14 protein-coding genes and 1 pseudogene are annotated in these 20626 nt (G+C 40.4%); 11 read left to right on the forward strand and 4 right to left on the reverse strand.

Annotated features, from left to right (window positions below):
• Positions 1 to 14: 14 nt before the first annotated feature.
• Both HBH39_RS06780 and cysK read right to left on the reverse strand, forming a co-directional pair.
• Positions 15 to 926 (reverse strand): LysR substrate-binding domain-containing protein, encoded by a 912-nt coding sequence (locus HBH39_RS06780; protein WP_167676769.1) that lies wholly within the window; start codon positions 924 to 926, stop codon positions 15 to 17.
• A gap of 380 nt (positions 927 to 1306) precedes the next feature.
• Positions 1307 to 2272, reverse strand: a complete 966-nt coding sequence (gene cysK / locus HBH39_RS06785) for a cysteine synthase A (RefSeq protein WP_167676771.1) — start codon at positions 2270 to 2272, stop codon at positions 1307 to 1309.
• A 345-nt stretch (positions 2273 to 2617) separates the two neighbouring features.
• Between cysK and HBH39_RS06790 the strand changes: the two genes are divergently transcribed.
• A complete protein-coding gene (locus HBH39_RS06790) occupies positions 2618 to 3739 on the forward strand; it encodes a beta-ketoacyl-ACP synthase III (protein ID WP_167676773.1) in 1122 nt (373 codons plus the stop codon).
• 20 nt (positions 3740 to 3759) lie between these two features.
• Positions 3760 to 4989 (forward strand): response regulator, encoded by a 1230-nt coding sequence (locus tag HBH39_RS06795; RefSeq protein WP_167676775.1) that lies wholly within the window; start codon positions 3760 to 3762, stop codon positions 4987 to 4989.
• 82 nt (positions 4990 to 5071) lie between these two features.
• Here the strand turns inward: HBH39_RS06795 and HBH39_RS06800 are convergent, their stop codons facing one another.
• Together HBH39_RS06800 and cysZ are read right to left on the reverse strand one after the other, a co-directional pair.
• Positions 5072 to 7369, reverse strand: coding sequence for a carbohydrate binding family 9 domain-containing protein (locus HBH39_RS06800; protein ID WP_244325756.1), 2298 nt, complete (start codon positions 7367 to 7369; stop codon positions 5072 to 5074).
• Positions 7370 to 7640: 271 nt separating this feature from the next.
• Complete coding sequence (gene cysZ, locus HBH39_RS06805; RefSeq protein ID WP_167676777.1) at positions 7641 to 8414, reverse strand: sulfate transporter CysZ; 774 nt, start codon at positions 8412 to 8414, stop codon at positions 7641 to 7643.
• A gap of 161 nt (positions 8415 to 8575) precedes the next feature.
• On the opposite strand from cysZ, the gene HBH39_RS06810 reads away from it, so the two are divergent.
• The 9 genes and pseudogenes from HBH39_RS06810 (at position 8576) to HBH39_RS06850 (ending at position 20564) form a co-directional block, all read left to right on the forward strand.
• Positions 8576 to 12001 carry a chromosome segregation protein SMC gene (locus HBH39_RS06810; protein WP_167676779.1) on the forward strand — a complete coding sequence of 1142 codons (3426 nt, stop codon included), beginning with the start codon at positions 8576 to 8578 and terminating at the stop codon, positions 11999 to 12001.
• An 18-nt stretch (positions 12002 to 12019) separates the two neighbouring features.
• Complete coding sequence (zipA, locus tag HBH39_RS06815; RefSeq protein ID WP_167676782.1) at positions 12020 to 13003, forward strand: cell division protein ZipA; 984 nt, start codon at positions 12020 to 12022, stop codon at positions 13001 to 13003.
• Positions 13004 to 13093: 90 nt separating this feature from the next.
• Complete coding sequence (gene ligA / locus HBH39_RS06820) at positions 13094 to 15100, forward strand: NAD-dependent DNA ligase LigA (RefSeq protein WP_167676784.1); 2007 nt, start codon at positions 13094 to 13096, stop codon at positions 15098 to 15100.
• 40 nt (positions 15101 to 15140) lie between these two features.
• Positions 15141 to 15626, forward strand: a complete 486-nt coding sequence (locus HBH39_RS06825) for a DUF2919 domain-containing protein (protein ID WP_167676786.1) — start codon at positions 15141 to 15143, stop codon at positions 15624 to 15626.
• Positions 15627 to 15734: 108 nt separating this feature from the next.
• Positions 15735 to 16934 (forward strand): HD-GYP domain-containing protein, encoded by a 1200-nt coding sequence (locus HBH39_RS06830; protein ID WP_167676788.1) that lies wholly within the window; start codon positions 15735 to 15737, stop codon positions 16932 to 16934.
• Positions 16935 to 16943: 9 nt separating this feature from the next.
• On the forward strand, positions 16944 to 17750 hold the full coding sequence (locus HBH39_RS06835) for an SDR family oxidoreductase (RefSeq protein WP_167676790.1): 807 nt from the start codon (positions 16944 to 16946) through the stop codon (positions 17748 to 17750).
• Between the two features lie 66 nt (positions 17751 to 17816).
• A complete protein-coding gene (locus HBH39_RS06840) occupies positions 17817 to 18038 on the forward strand; it encodes an RNA-binding S4 domain-containing protein (protein ID WP_167679999.1) in 222 nt (73 codons plus the stop codon).
• A 10-nt stretch (positions 18039 to 18048) separates the two neighbouring features.
• A pseudogene (locus HBH39_RS06845) lies at positions 18049 to 18431 on the forward strand (ribonuclease E inhibitor RraB).
• Between the two features lie 147 nt (positions 18432 to 18578).
• Positions 18579 to 20564 carry an NERD domain-containing protein kinase family protein gene (locus HBH39_RS06850; protein ID WP_167676792.1) on the forward strand — a complete coding sequence of 662 codons (1986 nt, stop codon included), beginning with the start codon at positions 18579 to 18581 and terminating at the stop codon, positions 20562 to 20564.
• Positions 20565 to 20626: the final 62 nt, after the last annotated feature.

Consider the following 20626-nt stretch of genomic DNA (forward strand, 5'->3'; position numbering starts at 1 on the left):
GTGCGTACAACAGTTTAAATATACTTATTGCGTTGGCGTTGTTTACTCATTCTTCTCGCTTCTGTGATAACACAATCTCTTAATGGGTTTTCACCTGAATCACAGCGCCACACAAATGATAGGTGCCGCTGCATATTTAATTGCGGGGTTGGCAAAATGATTAGCTCACCTGCTGCCACATCTTGTTCCACATCTAAAAATGGTAAGCTGCTGAGATAAGGTCCGTTTTTTACCAGAGCCTTTAATAAAGACACATGCTCGTATTCTTTCCATACGTTAAGTTTACCTATCACACCATGGATTGCACCTTCAAAAATACGTCGAGTCCCTGCACCTTGCTCGCGTAATACCCACTTCGCTTGTTCTAATTGAGATAGGCTTGTGCTGTCATAACGAGCATAAGGATGATGAGGCGAAGCAATTACAACTAAATGATCATCTAACCAAGTCTCTTGATGCAGCCGACTATCATCGTTACGTCCTTCAATAATGCCAAAGTCATATTCATAATTTAACAGACCATCAATGACATTTTCGGTATTTTCAACTGTGAGATCGATCCTAAGTTCAGGAAAATCGGTATCAATTTTACTGATTAGCTGGGGTAATAGATGCTCTGCAGCTGTTTGGCTTGAGCATAAGCGGAAAATACCACTTATAAGATGTTGATCATGCAGACCTAATTCAATTTGTTGGGCATTTTGAAGTAGTACTCTTGCTTTAGGGCGTAACCAATTGCCCCAATGACTTAAGGTAAGCCGATTTCCCTGACGAATGAATAATGGCCGATCGAGAATGTTCTCTAATTGGCCGAGTGACATACTGACGGCTGATTGAGTCATTGAAAGTTTACGTGCTGCAGCGCTTACACTTTCTAAGCTGGCTACCGCATCAAATACCATTATCTGTTTGAGGGAATATTTCATAGCTGTGATTGGTTCCTTATAGCGGATATGGGATTGGAACCTATCAAATTAATTGATGGTTGCTAACGAGGATTTTATGGGGTGTTAATTATTCAAACAAGTAACTTGCTGATTTAAATATTAGAATCTAGATCCTGTTCACTCTTTTAAGAATGTTGACCGTTTTAACCCGTTAATGTTCGAGTATATCTGGCCTTATTTTTTACTAGCGAAAAGTGGGCTTGAATTCTAATCCTGAGGTTCATCGAGAGAGTTAAGTAAATTAAATTGATATAAGCATATGAAAAATAATGATTATAATAATTTTTAGGAAATTTGTAGCGAATTTAGTGCAATAAAAAGCCCAGCTAATAAGCTGGGCTAATTGAATTAAACTTGTTTTATTGCACGTTTTCGCTGTCGCCAAATTCGCCCGCAAATAAAACTGATGATAAGTAGCGTTCTGCAGCAGAAGGTAACACTACCACAATTGTCTTATCAGCAAACTCTGGTAATGCAGCAATACGGTTGGCTGCAACAACGGCTGCACCTGAAGAAATACCGACTAAAATACCTTCTTCTTTCATCAAACGGCGAGCCATTTCAATGGCATCTTCATTGCTAACGGCTTCAACACGGTCAACGAGTGATAAATCGAGGTTCTCAGGGATAAAGCCTGCGCCAATACCTTGAATTTTGTGTGGACCAGGTTGAATTGGCAATCCTGCTTTTGCTTGTGCAATAACTGGCGAGTCAACAGGCTCAACTGCAACTGAAACTACTTGTTTACCTTGTGCTTTTAAGAAGCGGCTTGTACCGGTAATTGTGCCACCAGTACCGACACCAGCAACAAATACATCAACGGCACCGTCAGTGTCATTCCAAATTTCTGGCCCTGTGGTTTTCTCATGAATCTCAGGGTTAGCAGGGTTGCTAAATTGGCCCAATACTAAATATTTTTCTGGGGCGGATTGACGAATTTCTTCAGCTTTATCAATCGCGCCTTTCATACCTTTTGCGCCTTCAGTTAATACTAAATTAGCACCTAAAGCTTTAAGTAATTTACGACGCTCAAGGCTCATGGTGTTAGGCATAGTTAAGGTGAGCTTATAACCACGAGCTGCAGCCACATAAGCAAGGGCAATACCTGTGTTGCCTGAAGTTGGTTCTACTAACTCAACATCTTTAGTGAGTAAGCCTTTTTTCTCGGCATCCCATATCATGTTGGCACCGATACGACATTTAACGCTAAAACTTGGGTTACGAGCTTCAACTTTTGCTAACACATTACCATTGCTCACTCGGTTTAAACGAACTAGTGGAGTATTACCTAAAGTATATGAATTATCTTCGAAAATTTTGCTCATGGGTTGTTTGCTCCTTTTTATGCATTGTCTAATCATAATCCCCAACTGAGAATTTAGAAGTGAAAATTTGTTATTCTTTATTCCATTTGGTTATTAAAAAATATTCTATTATTCTAAACAGGCTTTCTTACAGTTGTTTTTTTGAGCGAATAGTTTAGCGCAAGCGATTGATGGTCTGACCATAGAGATAAAACTGATTTAGTATTAAGAGTATTATTGATAACGAATTACCATATTCACATTATCAAGCGGTTAATTCTAATGTTTTATAGCAAGTTAATAATGCAGACTATCATGCTAGCAAGATCATGAGTTAACTCAAACTCTCAACAATGGCAGATTATTATGAAAAACGTGGTTATTTCAGGTAGCGGTTTATTTATTCCTCCATATTCAGTCTCTAATCAAGAGTTAGTTGAAAGCTATAACAGCTATGTTGACTTACACAATCAATTAAACAGTGCTCAAATTGATAAACAAGAAGTTGAGCCATTAGCTTACTCATCATCGGAATTTATTGAGAAGGCTTCTGGGATCAAAAATCGTTATGTCATGGTTAAAGAAGGTATTTTAGACCCTAATATCATGATGCCTCTCATTGCCGATCAAGCGTCTGAAGAAGTATCAATGCAAGCCAGTATGGGGATTGCCGCAGCGAAAGATGCCTTGGTTCAAGCTCAAGTCAATGCTGAGGATATCGACTTAGTGATTGTCGCGTGTGCTTATACTCAACGTGCTTATCCAGCGATAGCAATTGAAATACAACAAGCATTAGGCACTAAAGGATTTGCTTATGATATGTTGGTGGCGTGTTCTTCTGCTACTTTTGCCATTGTTAATGCCATTAATGCCATTGAAGGTGGTAGCGCTAATCGTGTGTTGGTGATTAATCCAGAGCTAACTTCACCGCAAAGTAACTTTAAAGACAGAGACAGCCATTTTATTTTTGGTGATGTCGCTACAGCACTTGTGCTAGAACGCCGAGAGTTAGCTCAATCTGAGCATGCCTTTAATATTCTTTCTACACGCTGTGTCACCCAATATTCAAATAATATTCGCAGTAATTTTGGTTTTGTTAATCGTTGTGATCCAGAAAAAGCCAATACGGCTGATAAGTTATTTCATCAGCAGGGGCGTAAAGTGTTTAAAGAATTACTACCAATGATTTATCAGCATTTAGATGAGCAATTTAATGATGAGCAAATTAAACCGCAAGAATTTAAGCGCTTATGGTTACATCAGGCTAATATTAATATGAATATGTTTGTGGTTAAAAAACTGCTGGGTGATGATGTTGACGCTTTAACTGCGCCAGTTGTGCTAGATGAGTTTGCAAATACTGCTTCGGCAGGTTCTATTATTGCGTTTCATCAATTTAACCATGACTTTAAAACAGGTGATCTTGGTCTATTATGTTCTTTTGGGGCGGGTTACTCTATTGGCAGTATAGTGCTAGAAAAGTGCTAAATATTTTCAGGTGGGCATAATTGAGAATTCTGATTGTTGAAGACAGTAAAGTCGTATCAAAAATTCTTCACCATTTAATAAAAAACGAGTTAGGGTGCGAAATTGATGTTGCACCTAGCTTAGCTGATGCTGTTGTACTACTTGATAAGCATCAATATTTTATTGTTGTGGCAGATCTCAATCTGCCCGATGCGCCTAATGGTGAAATCGTTAAGTTAGTGCTTTCAACGTACAACACGACTTGTATTGTACTAACTGGCAATCTTGATGCTTTGCAGCGTAAAGAGCTGCTTAAATTAGGTATTGCAGATTACATCATTAAAGAGAATCGTTTTAGCTATCATTATGTGGTTAAGTTGATTGATCGACTACACCGCAATCAGCAAGTCAAAGTTTTAGTGGCGGATGATTCAACCGTTAGTAGAAAGTTTATCAAGGCACTGCTTGAACAGCATTTGTTTCAAGTTTTGGAGGCAAATGATGGTGCAGAAGCGCTAGCTGTTCTTGAAAAACAAAAAGATATTCAATTGCTTATTACTGACTACAATATGCCAAATGTGGACGGTTTTGAGCTTATTTTAAAAGTGCGAGAGCGTTTTAATCGTGAAGATTTGGCTATCATTGGTTTATCAAACGATAACGATGAAAGTTTATCTGCGCGCTTCATCAAAAATGGGGCCAATGATTTTTTACAGAAACCTTTTGTGCACGAAGAGTTTCACTGTCGAGTATTAAATACCCTTGATTCGTTAGACATGATCCGTAGTTTATGGGAAAAAGCCAATCGGGACTTTTTAACTAACGCCTTCACCCGTCGTTATTTTTTTAATAAGCATCAAGATGAGCATAAAGAAGCTAATCCATTTTCAATTGCCCTTATTGATATCGATTTTTTCAAAAAAGTGAATGATACCCATGGTCATGATGTTGGTGATCAAGTATTGGTTGAATTTGCCCGCCGACTAAATACCGCGTTTGGGCAACATTTTACTGTGGCAAGATTTGGCGGAGAAGAGTTTGTCGTAGCCTTTAAAGGTTTAGACAGTCAAAAAGCCCGTACCATTATGGATAAGTTTAGAGCTCAATCAGAAGCTAAGCCGGTTCAAACTAGCTGTGGTGAACTCTATGTTACTTTTAGTTGCGGGGTGGCAACATTAAACCAAAATATTGACCATTTGTTACAGCGAGCTGATGATTTACTTTATAAAGCCAAACAAGCTGGGCGCAACCAAGTGATCAGTGAAGCGTAAAATAATAGAATATACCCTATTAAAAAAGCCCTTAATTGATTTCAATGAAGGGCTTTTTAGTTAATATTCCATGTTTAAAAATTTATAGTAGCCAAGCATAACTGACTTTCATAAAGTAAGTTTTTTCATTTTGGGTGAGCGAATCGATATCATCATTGGCGCTAAATGCGTCTGAATAACCAAGGTAAAATACACTTTGAGGATTCAGTTTATAGCCATATAACACTTCATTACCTAAATCTTGATACAGCTTATTGGGATTTTGATAAAGGTATAAATTAGGATCGCGCTTAATATTGGTATAAACACTGGTAAGGCGAATAAAACTATTAAGATTGATCTGCCAGTTTAGTCGCACGTCGGTTAAGTTTGCCCTAAACAAGCGACCACCATCAACATCTAATGTTTGATATCGATGTGAAGCATTGACTACGATTGAGTTAGTGAGTTTCCACTCAAGTCCTGGGTTAAACATTGTCAGCGTGCCTAATCTATCGTTGGCGAAGTCAATGTTGTCACCATAGTTAACATCCAATTCTAATTTTAATGCTTGTGTTGGTACAAAGTTGGTGTAAAACCAGCCCATGACTTCATTGAACATTTGGGTATTGTTGTCTATGTCGATAATGGATGGGTTGTGGCGTCGGCCAACACGTTCACGGGTGGCGATACCAGAGGCGATATAACTTTGATAACCGCCTTCAAACTCAATAAACATTTCAGTTTCTTGCTCTAAGCGCTCACCATTTTGAGTGTGGGTAATATCCCAGTCGCCCCCCAGATTTATTTTGCTGAAAAAACTGTCAGACGGATACCACTTGTAGCCGCCTCCAGCAACAAACTTAGCGCTATCGACTTTTTCAATAAAACCTAAGTCACCACGAAAGTCATCGCCAATTGATTCGTAACGTGCGTTAGCATACCAATTGCGGCGGTTATGGTTATAAGTCAATTTGTACATGTTGTCGTTAAATTGACCTTGTTTATTGGTTCTTAAAACCCGTTCATTGTAATCGCAATTACTGAGATCACATGTGGTTGGCGGAATTTGACAATCTGCGCCATGACAAAATGATTGAAATAAATCATCAGGATATTGGGTTTGTGAAAATGCGTATTGCGCAGTAAAAGTATCTTGCTCTGTAGGTTGGTATTTTACATCGCCACTGTATACATAGTTATGGTAATCCTCAGCTTGCTTTAAGGTGACAATGCCACCGATTGAAAATTGATTGCTGGGATCAAACCGATAACGAGCCGCAACGTTATAACTTTCTTGATTCAGGGTAGCAATGTCAGAACTTAAATTGCCCGGCACCAAAAATTGGGTTTGAGTGTCATTAGTGGCCAACACCGCAATGGTGTGATCATCTGTTTTACTGGTTAGTTTTAGCCCATAATCAGGCGAGCTAATATTACGGGTATGCAGTAAGTTTAATTGGCTATCAAAGTAGTCTTTGTTGTCGAGGAAAAATGCCCGTTTTTCAGGGTAGAAAAGCGCAAAGGTGTTATTTACATCAAGCTGTCCAGCATCGGCTTCTACTTGAGAAAAATCCGGGTTAATGGTGGCGTTGAGTAAGGTGGTTGGGGTGATCCCCCAGCGTAAATCTAATCCCACTTCAACATTGGTATCATCATCCCATTCACCCACAGGGTTTAAAGGTCGTTGATTGCTTTGATTGGCGACTAAAGATGGTGTGAGCTGAATATCCTGCCCCTGACTTGCACCAGCTAAACCTTCTATCGTGCCTAATTGGCATAATTTGCAAGACACGTTACGATCAATTTTATGGGTTGAAAAGCGGTGGGTTTCATTCCGAGGGTAAAAGCGGATTAACTCAAAGCCCCACGTCTGGATATCCTTGTTATCATCAAAATTAAATAATCGAAGTGGCAGTTCAACCTCGACTTGATAACCTTGAACGGTGATCTTGCCCTTGCTATACCAAATGCCATCCCATGCATCACTCTCTTGGCCAGTTAATTCATTCTCAATAGAATCACTTTGCACGCCTAATGGATTGATAAAAAATTGGTAAGCCAATCGCGCATTATTGAAGGTATCTAATTTGATACCGACTAAATCATCGCCCCATGATTTATCTCGGTCACGCAGGTTGGCGCGTATCGCTTCAGGGTGAGGGTCATAAGCAATAAAAGCAAAAAATAAGCTAGTGTCCGTGGCAAACATCTTCGCTTTAGTCATTACTGGGGCAAGCGTATTTTCAGCTGGTGATGTTTCATACTTTAATTCAATCTCTACTGCATGCTGCCATTGCGGTTCATTAAACTCACCATCAATGTCAACGCCTTGAGCTAAAGTTGGAATCTTGGCATGAAACTGTTCAGCGTATCCGCCACAGGCATGAGTACTTATCAAAGTCGATGCGCAGAATAAACTGAGCCCCAAAAGGTGAGTTGAGTAATTTTTCACTATAAGTCTTATATTGTTTTATTTTATTTGCGGTCATTGTCGCAAACAATGGCGCAAAATCCGACCTTTAATGCTGTGAAAAGATTATCAAAATGTTACAGGGTTTGCTTGTCTTTATAAGGTTTTGTCTAAAGTGAATTGGCCTAGTGTTGTTGCATATTAAACACTAGGCCAGTTTAGTTAATCTTGTCAGGCAATCGTGAAGGGGAATGTCGCCTTATTCACCCACAATATGAGGATTTTTGTAGGCTTCGCGATACTTATCAACCCACATTGCCGTGGCACCACAAATCGCCACAGGCATGACGATAAAATTAACAATAGGGATCATTGAAAACAAGGTAACAGATGCACCAAAACTAAAGCTAGTTCCTTTGGTGTTTTTTAACGCAAATTTCATGTCGTTAAATGGCACTTTATGGTTATCAAAGGGGTAATCGCAATATTGAATGGCCATCATCCAAGCGGTAAATAAAAACCATAATATTGGCGCGGCAGTTTGACCGATAACGGGCACCCAAAATAAAATTAAAAACAGGATAGCGCGGGGTAAATAATATTTCAGCTTTATCCACTCTCTGCCTAAAATACGCGGTAAGTCTTTAATTAAATCGACAGTGCCGCCTGTATTCAAATTTTGTCCTGTGAGATGTTTTTCAACTTTTTCCGCTAATAAACCATTAAATGGTGCGGCTAACCAATTCATGACCGAACTAAAAATGAACGACATCACCACCAACATGGTTAACACAGCCAGCGGCCATAGAAAGAAGTTTAGCCAAGTCAGGTATTCTGGTAATTGACCATCCATCCAGTTAAAAAAAGCCTCCAGTTGACCAAAAGCAAAATACATTACGCTGGCAAATAGCACGAGATTGATTGTTAAAGGAATAAATACAAAGGTGCGCAAACCCGGTTGTTTAATCAATGCAAAGCCTTCAAGAAAGTAGTTCACACCACTTTTACGGATAGAAGGGATAGAAACGGCCATTAATGGACTCCTTATGGTTGTCGATTAGGTGAGTTTGACAATCGAGTAGCCATAAAACAAGCAATAAACTGTATCTAAAAGCAAAAAATCGTTACAAAGAGTTCTGCTATTGTTAAAGTAGTTTGCTTTTCATTTTTTTTAACGTCTATCAACTGGCAATCATGCGATTAAAACAAATAAAACTTGCTGGATTTAAGTCGTTTGTAGACCCTACAAAAATCCCTTTTGATCATCCTCTGACGGCCATTATTGGGCCAAATGGTTGCGGAAAATCCAATGTGATTGATGCGGTTCGTTGGGTATTGGGTGAAAGTAGCGCCAAGCATTTACGTGGCGATTCCATGACAGATGTTATTTTTAATGGTTCATCTGCCCGGAGACCAATATCGGTTGCGGGTGTTGAACTGGTATTTGAAAACATTCAAGGCCGCTTAACGGGTCAATATGCTAGTTATCAAGAAATCTCTGTTAAACGTCAAGTGAACAGAGATAGCGAATCGAGTTACTTTCTTAATGGCCAAAAATGTCGTCGTAAAGATATTACCGATTTATTTATGGGCACAGGTTTAGGGCCGCGTAGCTATGCCATTATTGAACAGGGCACTATTTCACGTTTAATTGAGTCTAAGCCGCAAGAGCTGCGAGTGTTTATAGAAGAAGCGGCTGGCATTTCTCGTTATAAAGAGCGCCGTCGTGAAACTGAAAACCGCATTCGTCATACTCGTGAAAATTTAGAAAGACTTAATGACATTCGTCAAGAGCTCGGCAGCCAACTTGAACGTTTGTCACAGCAAGCGGTATCCGCTAAACAATATCGTGAATACAAACAACAAGAACGTGAGTGGCACACCCAACTACTTGTGGGGCGCTATCAAGAGTTGTTGGCTCAATTAGAAACGATTGACAAACAAATAAGTCAACTTTCAATTCAAGAAGCACAGTTTGCCGCCAGTCAGCAATCTTCCGACACAGTGGTTTTACAATTACAGCAACAAATTGCTGTGTTAACCGATGAAGAGCAAAAGCTAGTCGCACACTATTACCAAGCTGGTAACCAAGTTACTAAATTTGAACAGCAGTTGAAGCATCAGCAGCAGCAGGACTCTCAACGTGAGCAACAGTTAACCCTGTTAAACCAAAGTTTGCTTGAAGCAAAGCAAAAGCATCAACAACTTATCGAACAACATCAACTCGCTGTAGAGGCGCAGCAAAAGCTCCAGCCTCAAGTGTCTGAATTAATATTGCAACTCGAAGTGCTTGACGAACAAATTCATATTGTTGATGAGGCTTGTGATGACCATCGCCATGCATTAAATCAAAGTGGCAATCAATTTAACCAAACTCACACTCAGCTAGCGGTTTACCAATCTCGTCTTGAACACCAGCAGATACTTTTAGTTAAGCAAGAACAGATTATTCCTGCTTTGCAACAAAAATTATCCCAAGTCAGTGAGCAAGATTTTGGCGCTGAAATTAAGCAGCAACAACTAGAATTAGCAAAAATAGATGAGCAAATTGCCGCAGAATTAATCGCTAAAAGTCAGTTAGAGCAACAATTCACTGCGCAGCAAGCTGAATTGAGTCAATGCCAGCATCATTATCAGCAATGTCAGCATGAGTTAGCAAGCGTTCAAGCTCGGTTAGCGTTAATTAGCGAGTGGCTGATCAAACAAACTGGCCAGAGTGAATGTCAGCAATTATGGCAAGTTATTGATGTTACGCCCGGTTATGAAAAAGCATTGGATGTATTATTGCAGGGGATTAGTCACGCAAATATATTGCCCCAAGCTGAAAACGCCAAGATGGTTGAAAGTGGGTTTACTTATGCCAGCGAATTATTTGAACATCCTGCTGTAACCAGTCCTGTGAATCTAGCGCCGTGGTTGCTGAATGTCCGTTTTAGTGAATCGTTAACGGCCGCAAAATCGATGTTGCCTGATTTACCGCCATCAGCATTGATCGCCACTAAAGACGGCTATTTATTAGGTCATGGTTTTATACTCAGTCAAGCTAACCAACAAGCCGCCCTTAGTTTAACCGTTGAACAGCAAGCGTTAACAGATAAACAACAAGAGTTAGCACAATCTACGGCAAATGCATTAGCCGCACAAACTGAACAAACACAGCAAGTGGCACAAACCCATGTGTTATTAGCACAGCATCAACAGCTATTACAGCAATACTATGTTGACCAGACTCGGGGACAGGCAAGAGTTGAGGCTTTAAATGCGCAACAAAAAAATCATTTAGCAAATCATCAAGCATTGGTTCAAGAATTAACCCTCGCAAAGCAGCAGCAACAAAGCCATATGATTGATGTTGAAGCATTAGCATTGCAAGTTGAAGCATTAGAGGATAATGCTCAAAACTTACAAAAGCAGCAGCAACAAGCGCAGTTAGTGTATGATCGAACCAGTGCACAGTTGCGAAAATTAAAAAACAATAGGGCAGAACTTGAAAGACAACAAGCAGGATTAAACCAACAATTACAACAAATTAATATGCAAGTGGCTGTGAGTCATCAACAGCTTGAACAACAAGATGAGAAAATAGCTGAATTGCTAGAGCGTCAAACGGCATTACAACAATCTGATGAGCAAAGTCATCACTCGCAATGGCAAGCTCAGCGACAATTAATCCAGCAACAGTTAGAGCAGCAATTGTTAAATCAACAAACACTGCAACAGAAATTAGATGACAATCGTAGCCAGCAATTAAGCTTACAACAAAGTTTAGATACATCACTATTGATGCAAAAACAACAGCTTGTCAGCTTACAAGACTTGACTCAAAAGATAGGCGCGTTAAAGTTACGTCGTGAAGGATTAAAAGGGCAGGCGGATAGCCAATTGCAATTGTTGCAAGAGGAACAAATACAGCTACAAGCTGCAATTGCATTACTACCTGAACAGTTAGATTTAAAGCTTTGCGCCAAAGCGCTAGATAAGGTGCGTGAGCAAATCATCCAATTGGGCGCCATTAATCTGGCTGCCATTGAAGAATACGACACACAGAATGCACGTAAGTTGTATTTAGATAATCAAGATGCTGACTTAAACCAAGGTTTAAGCACACTTGAAGATGCAATACGTAAAATAGACAAAGAAACCCGAACACGCTTTAAAGCCACATTTGAAGCAGTCAATGCAGACTTAATGCAGTTATTCCCTAAAGTGTTTGGTGGTGGTAAAGCTTACTTGGCACTAACTGATGATGACTTGTTGGAAACAGGCGTGACCATCATGGCTCAACCGCCGGGAAAAAAGAATAGTACCATTCACTTACTTAGTGGTGGAGAAAAAGCGTTAACCGCTTTATCATTGGTGTTTGCCATATTTAGATTAAATCCAGCACCATTTTGTATGCTGGACGAAGTAGATGCCCCTTTGGACGACGCTAACGTAGAACGGTTTTGCCGATTATTGCAAGAGATGTCGCAAAGTGTGCAATTTGTATATATCAGCCACAATAAAATAACCATGGAAATGGCTGATCAACTCATTGGCGTTACTATGCATGAACCGGGTGTTTCACGTATAGTCGCAGTAGATATTGAAGCCGCGGTGGCATTGGCCGACGCAGTATAGATAGGAATAAATTAGAAGATGGATGATTTACAGTTAGTGTTTCTTGTTCTAGGTGCGGTCGCAATTGTTGCGGTTCTTGTGCACGGTTTTTGGTCGATACGTAAACAACAACCTAAATCAATGAAAGAAAGTCCTATGGCGAATTTTTATAAAGATCAAGCTGAGCGTCGAGATGCCGAAGGTTTTGATAATGATGGCATTGGTGCAGTGCGTGTTCGTAAGGCAAATGAAGTAGAACCGCCTGTTATTAAACCTATCTTTAAAAATGCTCATGCAGCCTCCAAAGCTCAAGGTAAATCCCACACAGCGACAGAACCTAGGGTAGAGATTACTGATAATAACCATACAGTGAAGCCCCAAAATGAGCCTATACTGACCGCCTTGGATGATGTGGAGTTATCATCGCATTCAATTGAAAACGATACCACGGCCAAAGAACCGAAAGTTACTGCCCCAATTTCCTCAGCGTATCACCAGCAAGAACTGGACTATGACCAAGCTGAGACTGATTATGATTATGACGAGCAAGAACAAAACTTAGCCACTGTGTCTGATGAGCAAACTACTACAAAACAGTCAAGTGCACCGTTGGCTGATCCTACCGATGTTTTGGTATTACATGTTGTTGCTAAAGCGGGTGAGCAATTACATGGCGCTGAGCTATTACCGGCATTATTATCATTAAACTTCAAGTTTGGTGATATGGACATTTTTCATCGTCATATTGATAACGCTGGTACTGGTAACGTACTGTTCTCCTTAGCTAATATGATGAAGCCTGGTGTATTTGACCCTGATCATATGGAGCAGTTTGTCACTGAAGGCGTGGTGTTATTTATGACACTGCCTTGCTATGGCGACCCCAAAATGAACTTTACCATTATGTTGAATTCAGCTTTACAACTGGCTGACGATTTAGGCGCTGAACTATTAGATGGTAAACGTTTACCATGGAATGATGCTGCCAAGCAGGATTATAAGCGCCGTATTGAAGCCGCTTAATTCAATTTAGTTATACTGTTCTAAGGCCGCCTTTGCGGCCTTATTTATTGACTCATTTTATCTTTATTTTTTGTTTTACGGATCAATATCATGCAATCAATTCAAACTGAAATCGCCGAATTATCTTCCACGCTCAATCAACATAATATTCATTATTATGTTGATGATGCGCCAACAATTCCAGATGCAGAATATGACCGTTTAATGCAGCGTTTAATTGAATTAGAACAAGCTTATCCGCAATTTAAAATGCCAGACTCGCCTAGCCAACGCGTTGGTGGTTTGGCGTTAGCTAAATTTGATCAAATCATGCATTTAAAGCCGATGTTAAGTTTAGATAACGCTTTTGAGCAAACTGATTTTGATAATTTCAATAAACGGATAACCGATAAAGTCGGTGGTGTGGAATATGTTTGTGAGCCCAAGCTTGATGGCTTAGCCGTTTCGATTACTTATCGTAACGGTATGCTTGAGCGTGCCGCCACTCGTGGTGATGGTAGTGTGGGTGAAGATATCACTGAGAATGTGCGTACCATTAAATCTATTCCGTTAAAGTTACGTGGTGAAGGTTACCCTGAACTTGTTGAAGTTCGCGGTGAAGTATTTATGCCCAAGGCGGCTTTTGATGCATTAAATCAACGTCAAATCGCTAAAGATGAAAAAGTATTTGTTAATCCACGCAATGCTGCTGCTGGCAGTTTGCGACAATTGGATAGCAAAATTACGGCATCGCGTGCGCTTGGCTTTTATGCCTATGCACTCGGGGTTGTTGAGGGCGAAAGCCAACCCATGGCTCAAACCCACTTTGGCCAATTAAGCCAATTAAAGATATGGGGTTTACCTGTTAGCCAAGAAGTAAAAATATGTGACGCACTCGATAAAGTTTACGCTTATTATCAAGATATTTTGACCCGCCGTAGTGAGCTTGCTTATGAAATCGACGGTGTTGTCATTAAAGTTAACGACATTCAAAAACAACTCAATTTAGGCTTTGTTGCAAAAGCGCCGCGTTGGGCAATTGCTTATAAGTTTCCTGCTCAAGAGGAAATGACCATACTTGAAGCGGTTGATTTTCAAGTCGGTCGTACCGGTGCGATTACCCCTGTCGCTCGCTTGCAACCTGTGTTTGTCGGTGGAGTAACCGTATCCAATGCCACTTTGCATAACGCTGATGAAATCGCCCGTTTGGGGGTGAAAGTGGGCGATACCGTAATTATTCGCCGTGCCGGTGATGTTATCCCACAAATTGTGGCAATTGTGGCTGAGAAGCGCCCAGATAATGCTAGCGATATTGTGTTTCCAGAATCTTGCCCTGTATGTCAAAGCGATGTTGAGCGTATAGAAGGCGAGGCGGTTGCCCGATGCAGTGGTGGTTTGTTCTGTGAAGCCCAGCGTAAAGAGGCCATTAAACATTTCGCCTCAAGAAAAGCGCTCAATATTGATGGTATGGGCGATAAAGTGGTTGAGCAATTAATTGATAAAGAGCTTGTGGCCAGTCCTGCTGATTTATTTAGCTTGTCAGCATCGGCTATCACCATGCTAGATAGAATGGCGATGAAGTCGGCCACTAAATTGGTTGCTGCTATTAACCATGCCAAAACAACGACCTTAGCGCGGTTTTTATATAGTTTAGGTATTCGTGAAGTTGGGGAAGCCACTGCGGCAAACCTTGCAAATCATTTTGGATCATTAGAGGTGATTCGCACAGCTAGCATTGATGATTTATTAGCGGTTGAAGATGTTGGTGACGTTGTTGCTCAACACATTAAACACTTTTTTGAGCAATCTCACAACCTTGAGGTGATCGATAAATTATTAGCCAGCGGCGTTAACTGGCCCGCAATTGAGCAAGCAGATGAAAGCCAATTAAGTCTAAAAGGACAAACTTGGGTGCTAACGGGCACCTTGACACAGTTAAATCGTAATGATGCCAAAGCGCAATTACAGGCTCTAGGGGCAAAGGTGGCCGGTAGTGTGTCTAAAAACACAGATTGTGTGGTGGCCGGTGAAGCTGCTGGTTCAAAGCTTGCTAAGGCACAAGAATTAGGCGTCAAAGTAATTGATGAGCAAGCATTATTGGCGATTTTACAAGGTTAATGACATATGTTATTTAGTGTAAATTCGAGTCGAGTTGATAATGAATTTTAGTCATATTACTTGGCTTGACGATAAAGGCCACATTAAGCCCCCTTTGTTCTTGTATGTGATTTTGGTCTTTTTAGCCAGAGGGTGGTGCATTTTTATTGCATCACTGACTCAGTTTAATGACAGGGCTGCGTTAGTTAAACTCTTTTACCCTCACAAAAATGATTTCATATTAGCCTTAGTCGCTGGGCTGGGGGCTGTGTTGTTATACGGCATTATTATTGCGGAACGTAAGCGTCAGTGGGGCTGGGCAATCCCTATTTTTAAACGCAGTAAAATTTTGCTTTGGTTGTTACTCGCGGTGGATGGCGCCATTTTAATACAACGACTTTTGCATGATGGTTTCTATTTTAAGATTAGCTATGCGCTGGATGCATTGTTCTTATTTTGGACGGCTATTTACGTATTAAAATCGAAACAATTGCACTATTACTTTAAAGATTGGCAGTTTATTGATAAGCATGATGACAAAGTATGATTTTTCTTAACACAATTTATTATTTTTCATCTATAGTTAACAAGATATTATAACTAGTTCAGCCATTTACCCTTTTTAATTAATGCGCTTATCTAAGGAATTCAAATCTTGGCTAAAACTGAATTAACACAAATACCCGTCTCGCAGATGGTGTTAGGGTTGACGGTTAAGTTGCCATTATCTTGGAACAAGCACCCATTTCTGATCAATAAAATAAAATTAGAGCAACAAGCGCAAATCGAGCTGATTAAAGGCTTAGATGTGTCTTTTGTTTATGTGCTTGCAGGTCACGATTTATTGCTGCCAATCGATGAGGTTGAACAGCCACAAGTAGAAGAAAATCAGCAGGAGCAACAGCAAGATTTTAAAGGCGAAGCTCGCAAAACTATGCGATTAGGTCAACAGCGTTTTGTTAAAGCGATTAATGATAGCCGTTCAATTTTTGGTAAAGTCGTGAGTGATCCTGAAGGTTGTTACCGTGAAGTGGCCACCTTAGTTGAGGATTTAGTTGACCATCTTTATGAAGTCGAAAACCCATGCTTAACCATAGTGACTAATGGTGATAATGATATAAGTGTCACCCAGCACGGTATTTCTGTAGCTGTTATTTCAATGATGATCGCCTATGCATATGGCTTAGACAAAAAGCAAATTCGAGATATTTCACTTGGCAGTATTTTTCATGATATTGGTAAGTTAAAAGTACCCGATTCTATTCGCCGCAAGCGGGGCGAGTTAACAGAACAAGAAGCTAATTTTTTAAAAATGCATCCCAATTTTGGCTTTGATATGCTCAACCGAGTGAATCTGTTTCCTGAAGCCATGTTGGACATTGTATTGCATCACCATGAATACATAGATGGTAGTGGTTTTCCTGATGGTTTAACCGCTAAAAAAATCCCTATCACTACGCAAATTGTATCGTTAGCCAATGACTTTGATGATTTATTGCAAAAGTATCATTCACCGCAAATTGCATTAGGGACATTATTTAAACTGCACTCAGAAAAACATACAGAACAGTTGATTGCCATTTTAGTTAAGGTGTTGGGCATTTATCCACCGGGTACCTTAGTGCGTTTATCAGATGGCACCATAGGTAAAGTGATGATGACAACAAAAGATGTAAAACAGCCCCATGTATGGACCTGTAATGAATCGGGTGCACAAGCCAGTTTACGTTTTTTAGTTGATGAAACTATCGAGATTGTTGAGGTGATTAAATTAGACAGTCTAACCGACGGAGCCATCAAAACCCTGCAAGCAAAGAGTCCGATCAGTTTTTATTTTAGTCGTTTTTCAAATTAAAGGAATGTCATGTTTTCTGTCAGCATTATTGGCTGTGGCTGGTTCGGCTTGCCGTTTGCTAAGTCGCTCATTCGCCAAGGTATTCAAGTTAAATCCAACAAGCGTAATGTTGCCTCTCTTGAGCAATTAACCCAAGTAGGAATTAAGGCTTATCCGTTAGATTTAGCCGCTAAAGTCGATACCGATCTCGTCCAAGGTTTATTTGACAGTGATGTGTTGGTGGTGAATATTCCGCCAGGGCTAAGGAGAGGTGAAACCGATTACTTGTCTAATCTTGCCACCCTTAAAAAGTTGATAGGAACAAGGCAGTACCAAAAGCTGATTTTTATCAGCACAACGGGAGTGTATCCGAATAACGACATGATCCAGTTTGAAAGCGATGCTGCCCCATATAATGACAGCAGTAAAATATTGCTGGAAGCCGAGTCAATGTTTGCTGATTACTCAAATGCCTGCATTATTCGCTTTGCAGGCTTAATTGGACCACAAAGACACCCTGGGCGTTTTTTTGCCGGAAAAACCGATATCAGTGGTGCAAACGTTGCGGTTAATTTAGTGCATTTAGAGGACTGTATTAACGCAGTCACTTGTGTTATTAAAGCCGAAAAAATAGCACCTTACTATAATTTATGTGCGCCAATTCATCCGACTCGTGGTGAGTTTTACCCACAAGCTGCGCAACATTTAGGCTTACAAGCGCCGCAATTTAATCAACAAGTGCTGCCAAGTAAGATTATTAATGGCGATTTAATTTGTCAGCAGTTGGGTTTTGTCTATCAGCATAGCGATCCCATTGAAATGCTTGATGCTTGCTAAGCAAGCTTGCGGTATAATTTTTGTTTGCAGTTGCAGTAATATAGGGCGATAAACGTGACAGGCCAAATGGTTGAATTTCCGTTATTAAGCGGTGATGAATTTGTAGAACTTTATAAAGTATTAAAAGTTCAAGGATTAGTAAATGGTGGTGGCGAAGCAAAACACGTTATCACTGAAGGGTTAGTGATCGTCAATGGTGATGTTGATACCCGTAAGCGTAAAAAGTGTGTCGTGGGTGATGTGATTTCATTCAACGGTAATACAATTAAAATTGTGCCATCAATTTAAGGATACTCAAATGCAATTCCCTGATGACGATAATGGACAAATGCTAGCGGCTATGGCCGAAGCGGGTATTGATTTAAGCCGTGAACTAGAAGTGGATTTCTTTTTAGTCTTTGAAGATAAGCGTGATGCAGAATCTGCGTTAGAAGAGTTAAGCCAAAGCGATCAAGCTGGTGAATTAGAGCTGAACTTTGATGAAGAAAGCAATCAATGGGAAGTGATTGTGTGCGTGCCTATGGTGCCAGAGTATGATGCATTAGTGGCTAAAGAAACCCAGTTGAATGCCTTTGCTCAACAGTTTGATGGTATTTCTGATGGTTGGGGGTTATGCAACATCAAGATGGCGATAGCGATCTAGGTGATGATCACGATTGTGATGAGCATTGCCATCACTGATTTATTGCCCACACGGTTAGTCAATCGCATATTTTTGATTAAACGTTATCAATAAGTGTTTAAAAGCCACCGTAATGGTGGTTTTTTTGTTGCTAAAAACTTAGGATGCCTGTTAATCCTTGAAGATAAATGGAATTGAATGACCTTATGGCAAGACACATTAGCTTTGGAACTCCTGTTAACGATGCTGAATGTTGGGCATTTTCACTACTGGCTGACGAATTGCCTGAAGATTATCTACTGCTTACCAATGTCGAAATTCCCACAAATAGCGGGCAAGCAATGGAAGTCGATGCCTTGGTTGTTGGTGAGTGGGGCGTCTATGTTGTTGACGTAAAAGGGTATATAGGTCGATTAAATGCCGGCTTACATGCTTGGTCTTTAGATGGCCGTGATATTGATAACAGTCTATCAAAAGCGAATTATGTTGCCAGAGTATTAGCTGGACGGCTTAAACATAAGATCCCTGTCGGTGTCTATGCGCCATGGTGTCAGGGCATGGTGTTTGTGACAGGACGGAAAGGCGAAGAGATTTTAGTTGAAAAAGATCATGGTAGTCTGAGTATTTACACACCAGCCAAAATTATTGCCGCGTTGACTAAAGAGTGGGGGTTAACCGCACCCCATAAACATCCCGTTACAGCGGCTCAAAAAGAGATGGTATTAGACACCATTGGCCAAGTGGCGATTGTTGAGCAGCGCAATAATAAAATTCAAGATTTCATTAAGCTTAAATGCCTTTTTTTACAGCAAGGTTTAGAGGTTTGGCAGGCTGAATACAACCCTGGAGGCTGGACCGCGCCTTGGTTACTCAAAGCCTTAGTTTTTAGCCAATTTGAAAACCAGCTCGAAGCAGAAGCCCATGAACAAAAATTACGAGATGAGTTTAAACGCATGCAATCATTGTCGGGTTGCAGTTGTGTGCCGTTTTGCGCGCCTCTTATAAATGACGGTGAGCAAATCGTTCTGCCCATCCGAATGCCGCGTGGTATTCCGCTCAATGTCTTTGAGGTTGAGCAGCAAAGTACATATCAATTACTTGAAATATTGCGCCGTAGTATAACCGGTTTGCAGCAAATTCATCGTCGTGGTTTTACCATTGGCGGTTGGGAAAGCCATTGTGTGTTTGTTTCTGATGACGCCGACGTAGAATTTATTGATATCAGAGATAACGTTAATACTTCAGAAGATATCGCCCAATATGCTAATGCTTTCTTAAAGCTTGCTGAACGTACTCATCAACCAAGAATTTATCATTGGTATCGGGATGCTGCTCAAGGTAAAACCATTGATTTAGATGCTGTTCGCTGTGACTTATCCGCCTTAATTGACCTCGGTGTATGCGATAGTTTGCCTGATAAAATCGTTATCGAGCCTGGCGCCGTTATCGACCACCATTACAAGTTAACTACTTTGCTAGAAGCAAGCGAGCGCAGTCAGTTGTGGCAAGCCAGACACATTCAAGGTAACTACCCTTGTGTGATCAGTGTTTATCAACAAGTTGATGCCCACTGGCCATCACTGAGTAATATGTATCGCAGTGTGGCTAAAATTTATCATCCCCATATTGAACGAGTCTTAGCATTTGGTCAGTTGCCTCAGTCTAGCGAGTTGTTTATTGCTCGTAGCTGGGCTCAAGGGCAAACCTTAGACGAAATAAAAAATATTGAAATTGGACAGCCGTTTAATTGGTTTGTGCAAATACTCAGTGCATTACAGTACCTACACAGCTTGGATATTTACCATGGTGCAATTTGCCCCAAAAATATTATCTGTGCTCATGGCAATGCCACTTTAGTGAATTTTGGCGTGGGCCTCGATGTAGTTGCGACGCATTATGCTGCTAAATACGCTGATCCGGTTTTGTGGGAAGTTGAAGGCCAAGCAGAAAAAGATTTATATGGACTTGTTGCTAGCTTTGTTGATGCCTTAGTGCCTGACAGTTACAAAGGTGATTGTGGAGCTGATGGTATTATTAATGCGTTAATGCAATATGATAAGGCTTGGTTAGGTGAGGCTTTTTTTGATGCCTGCTTGCAAATTTTACGCTTTGAGTTTCGAATTTCACCCAATCAAACTTATGCTGAGCAACTTGGATTTTCAGCCTCTGAAGTAAATAACATTGGCCTTTAAGGCTGAGTGATGCTTTTGAGTTAACAATTGGTTTTTTACAAAGATGCCTTGTTGCAGTAAAC

It is taken from the genome of Shewanella aestuarii, assembly GCF_011765625.1.
Taxonomy (GTDB): domain Bacteria; phylum Pseudomonadota; class Gammaproteobacteria; order Enterobacterales; family Shewanellaceae; genus Shewanella; species Shewanella aestuarii_A.

Bases quoted from the DNA above. Each gene is read 5' to 3' on its own strand.
- HBH39_RS06780 (WP_167676769.1), bottom strand. From the start codon at position 926: ATGAAATATTCCCTCAAACAGATAATGGTATTTGATGCGGTAGCCAGC.
- cysK (WP_167676771.1), bottom strand. From the start codon at position 2,272: ATGAGCAAAATTTTCGAAGATAATTCATATACTTTAGGTAATACTCCA.
- HBH39_RS06790 (WP_167676773.1), top strand. From the start codon at position 2,618: ATGAAAAACGTGGTTATTTCAGGTAGCGGTTTATTTATTCCTCCATAT.
- cysZ (WP_167676777.1), bottom strand. From the start codon at position 8,414: ATGGCCGTTTCTATCCCTTCTATCCGTAAAAGTGGTGTGAACTACTTT.
- HBH39_RS06810 (WP_167676779.1), top strand. From the start codon at position 8,576: ATGCGATTAAAACAAATAAAACTTGCTGGATTTAAGTCGTTTGTAGAC.
- zipA (WP_167676782.1), top strand. From the start codon at position 12,020: ATGGATGATTTACAGTTAGTGTTTCTTGTTCTAGGTGCGGTCGCAATT.
- ligA (WP_167676784.1), top strand. From the start codon at position 13,094: ATGCAATCAATTCAAACTGAAATCGCCGAATTATCTTCCACGCTCAAT.
- HBH39_RS06825 (WP_167676786.1), top strand. From the start codon at position 15,141: ATGAATTTTAGTCATATTACTTGGCTTGACGATAAAGGCCACATTAAG.
- HBH39_RS06835 (WP_167676790.1), top strand. From the start codon at position 16,944: ATGTTTTCTGTCAGCATTATTGGCTGTGGCTGGTTCGGCTTGCCGTTT.
- HBH39_RS06840 (WP_167679999.1), top strand. From the start codon at position 17,817: ATGGTTGAATTTCCGTTATTAAGCGGTGATGAATTTGTAGAACTTTAT.
- HBH39_RS06850 (WP_167676792.1), top strand. From the start codon at position 18,579: ATGGCAAGACACATTAGCTTTGGAACTCCTGTTAACGATGCTGAATGT.